Source organism: Cloacibacillus sp. (assembly GCA_036655895.1).
In the GTDB taxonomy this organism is placed as follows: domain Bacteria; phylum Synergistota; class Synergistia; order Synergistales; family Synergistaceae; genus JAVVPF01.
In genome coordinates this window covers 1-3,749 of the sequence record JAVVPF010000083.1, presented here as the reverse complement: position 1 = coordinate 3,749, position 3,749 = coordinate 1, and the positions used below count along the sequence as shown (strand labels likewise).

Here is a 3,749-nt window from a genome sequence, read left to right as displayed (position 1 = left end):
CCTGCCTATCTTGTAAAGCTCATCAAGCAAATCGTTTAGTTCACGATTATTTGCAAGGTATACTTCAAGCATATAATCATAGGAACCGGACACCATCCAAAATTGGTATATATTTTCCATCCCATCAAGGATTTTAGGAGTTCCGTCTGTGCATCTATCATCGCTTAAAAGTATGAAAGCATGTATCGAATATCCCAGTTTGCAGTAATCAATATCGGTATTATAACCCTGTATAACTCCTTTTTCTTCAAGTTTCCGCATTCTCTCAAAAACGGCCGGGGTCGAAAGGCCTACTGTTTCACCCAGGTTTTTATAGGAAATCCGAGAGTTATGCTGCAGTATTTCTGCCATTTTAAAATCAATCTCATCTGTTTTAACTTCAGGGGGACGTTTCATCGTTAGAACACCTCCGCATGCATAATGACTGTGTCGCTTAAGTATATCATTATGACACAGCCATTATTTTCCAAACAGTATGGTTTTTAAGACTACCTTTAAAAATCTTCTAAAAGCGCCGTTTGTTCCTTAAAGGGAACGCCTTTTTTGGACAGTTCAGACATTATAAACGAATATAATTTATCATCTTTAGCTAATATTTCAGGGAATACCATCTCCCCAGCCTTTATCATACCCTCAGCACAGGCATCTATAAAAGTCGCGCAAGTAAACGCCGTGCATTTGGCCATTGAGGTTATGCCACGTTTTGTATCATATTTATCAATCATTTCCCATGTATACTCTCTAGCATGTCCATTCTTCTGTCCCCTTACAATTATCCGAAAAAGGGTCGCATCACTATCGCCGCGCTCAATTTTCATCTCCCAGAGAGGCGCTAGACGCGATATCAGATATTCACGAGGGGAAAAGGAGGCGCCTTTATAGCTCTCTTCCTTCGTTTCAAAGAAACCCATTTCGATGAGGTTTCGTATGTTCTTCGCATGCCCCGACCAACGAATGGTATATTCCGTCATATTCTTAGCCTTTAAAGTTTTCGGCAGAGTCGCAAGACCATCCGTTATAAAGGCTTCAAGTCCTTCAAACCCTTCAAAGTAAACTTCATGAAGTCCCGACAGAGCCTCTTTATACTCTGTTTTACCTCCAACCACTACTTCAGCTGGGTCAACATACTCTTGAAGTGTCTCTGGCAAACAAAAAACTGTCTTATAGTCCATTGGAGGAACTCTTCTTTCTGGTATCCCCCCTACATATATTTCTATATCTGCAACATCATCCAGTAACGCAGCGCCTCTGCCGCACAAAAAGTTTGTCATCCCTGGCGCTATTCCTATCTTGGGAACATAAAGCGTTTGTTGCTTTTTAGCAAAATTACACAATTCACCAAGCAATACATTATTGGGTATAGAACTTATATCAAAAGTTATCTTTTTTTGTGCTAAAGATTCTCTTACCACTTCTATTGCTAACCTTCCAGGTAGAGCTATTGATATAATGTCATTTTCCGCAATCAACTCGGATAGTTTCTGTTTATCCGTTACATCTCCCAAGACACACTTTATCTGATTTTCCTCGTTTATAAAATCCAAATTTGCCGCTTTGCCATCTAAAACCGTCACACTATGTTTTTTCATTATATCTTTTGCTATTACGCTACCAATCATCCCTGCACCAACATGTAGAATACGCATCACATTATCCCCTTTCATATTTCTTCGTCCTCTTTATAGAAAACTTCTTTTCCCCACAACTTTCTTGGACCCTCATAGTCTCTCAACAACGCCATAAATTTTTTGGTAAGGCAAATAATGGCTATTAAGTTAACATAGGTCGGCAGAGCAGTTGTAATATCTGAAATCAACCACGCCAAGTCTGTTTTAAGCCCAATTTTTGCTATGAAGATAGTGGTAAGTACTCCTGGCACAACATAAAACATCCTCATATACTTGTCTAATACTTTTGCTACTTCAGGTTTATGCCTAAAAGCGTGCTCTATGAGCGTTTGGAAATAGCTAGACCAGCCGGTGGAAGTGGTCCATGAAAATAGAAACGCAACGAACGCCACAAAATAAAAGCCCAATCCACCCATCCCGTTTCTGAAAGCTCTCATAGTAAGCGTCGCACCAGCTTCTCCAGAACTCCATTCGCCTGTTATTACTATTACAAGCGCTGTAATTGTGCATACCAACATAGTATCTACAAAAACTTCAAAGATACCCCAAAGCCCCTGCTCGACGGGATGTTTTGTTTGTGCTGTGGCATGTGCCATCGGGCTGGCCCCCCACCCAGCTTCATTACTGAAAAGGCTTCTTGCTATACCAGTTCGGATCGTAAGCAACATTGTGGCTCCGGCAAACCCGCCAACAGCCGCACATGGCGTAAAAGCACTTTTAAATATCAGCATCATCGTTGACGGAAGTTTGTCAATATTCATGGCTATAATTACTAGCCCCATACCTACATATAGAATTGACATAAAGGGAAGCATTCTCGATGCGAATTTACCAACTCTTTTCAACCCGCCAATGACAACGATAGCGCACATAAAACCGTAAAACAGCGATGCATATATCTTAGATACTCCAAAAGCTTCTGAAAGAGATTCTGACACTGTGAAGTTTTCAAGAGATATGAAGTACTGTGTCATTATTCCAATGCCGAAAGTCCACGCCAATGGGATCCATAATCTTGTCTTTTTCCCTATTCCTTTTTCAAGATAGAACGTCGGACCACCCCATGTACTCCCATCAGGTTTTTTATCTCTATAATATACGGCAAGCGTAATCTCTACCAGCTTCGTTGCCATTCCAAGCAGAGCCGTGATCCACATCCAAAAAATTACGCCGGGGCCGCCCAAAGCAATAGCGCTGGCTACTCCTCCGATATTACCGGTTCCAATAGCGCCCGCAATTGCTATGCTGGCTGCCTGATACGGAGAAAGCGATCCTGGATTATTCAGAGACAGTTCCCCACTCTGTTTGCCGCCGAGGCAATGTTTCAGCATTACGCCAAAATATCGTATAGGCCAGAATTTTGTTAAAAGAGTGAAATAGAGCCCCGTACCCAAGAGACCTATTAAGAGAGACGGTCCCCAAAGTATATCCACAGCCCTAGCTAAAAATGTTTCGAGTGTAGGCAACATTATATTGAATCCTCCTCTTTACTATGAATTTTTAATCAACTCAATTACTTTGCGGAAAAGCATCTAAACTATTGTCCTGATCAGAACTGGGCACATTATAGTATGCGTAGGGAACATCTCACAATGCTCTTCTTTTTGTTTATAGTCAAAAAAATCTTTGCTTTATTTTAAAATTATGCATATTTTTTGAAAAAATTTTTATAAAACTCTTTGTTTAATATTCTATTTGTAATCGCCATTACCATTACGTAGAGAAAACACTGCCATAGCTACATTAAAGGTGATAATTTTGATCATATAGATGAACCTACATTAATAATTATTCTTAATACACACGAACATTACAAAATGTGCTTTACCTATCTCCTTTATGTTTTATGTGCCCTACGAAAGTTTTCAGAATTATCAATATTATTGGATTGCGGCGTTTTATCTTTAACGCCATCTTCTTCTTATAAACCAACTGATAAAAAACCAGACCCGCAGGAGATACAAATCCTGCTGGTCTGGTTTTTTAGATGTATATTACGAGATAAACTGCCTACCTCGCCGCGTACACCCCGTCAATCAGAGTTCCGTCTCTGTATTCCACGGCGGCCAGCAGTTTGTCGTAGTTAAATTCTATCGGCTTGGGGACGCCGGTCAGTTTTTC

At 40.4% G+C, this 3,749-nt stretch carries 3 protein-coding genes; all 3 read right to left on the bottom strand.

Annotated elements, in window-relative coordinates; all coding sequences use genetic code 11:
• The coding region (locus tag RRY12_12740) for an Lrp/AsnC family transcriptional regulator (protein MEG2185540.1) at nucleotides 1-396 on the bottom strand (396 nt) is incomplete at its 3' end.
• Nucleotides 397-494: 98 nt separating this feature from the next.
• Nucleotides 495-1,664: a saccharopine dehydrogenase C-terminal domain-containing protein gene (locus RRY12_12735; GenBank protein ID MEG2185539.1), complete on the bottom strand. Its 1,170-nt coding sequence runs from the start codon at nucleotides 1,662-1,664 to the stop codon at nucleotides 495-497.
• A complete protein-coding gene (locus RRY12_12730) occupies nucleotides 1,661-3,097 on the bottom strand; it encodes an amino acid carrier protein (protein ID MEG2185538.1) in 1,437 nt (478 codons plus the stop codon). The genes RRY12_12735 and RRY12_12730 overlap by 4 nt, the downstream gene beginning before the upstream one ends.
• Between the last annotated feature and the right edge of the window lie 652 nt (nucleotides 3,098-3,749).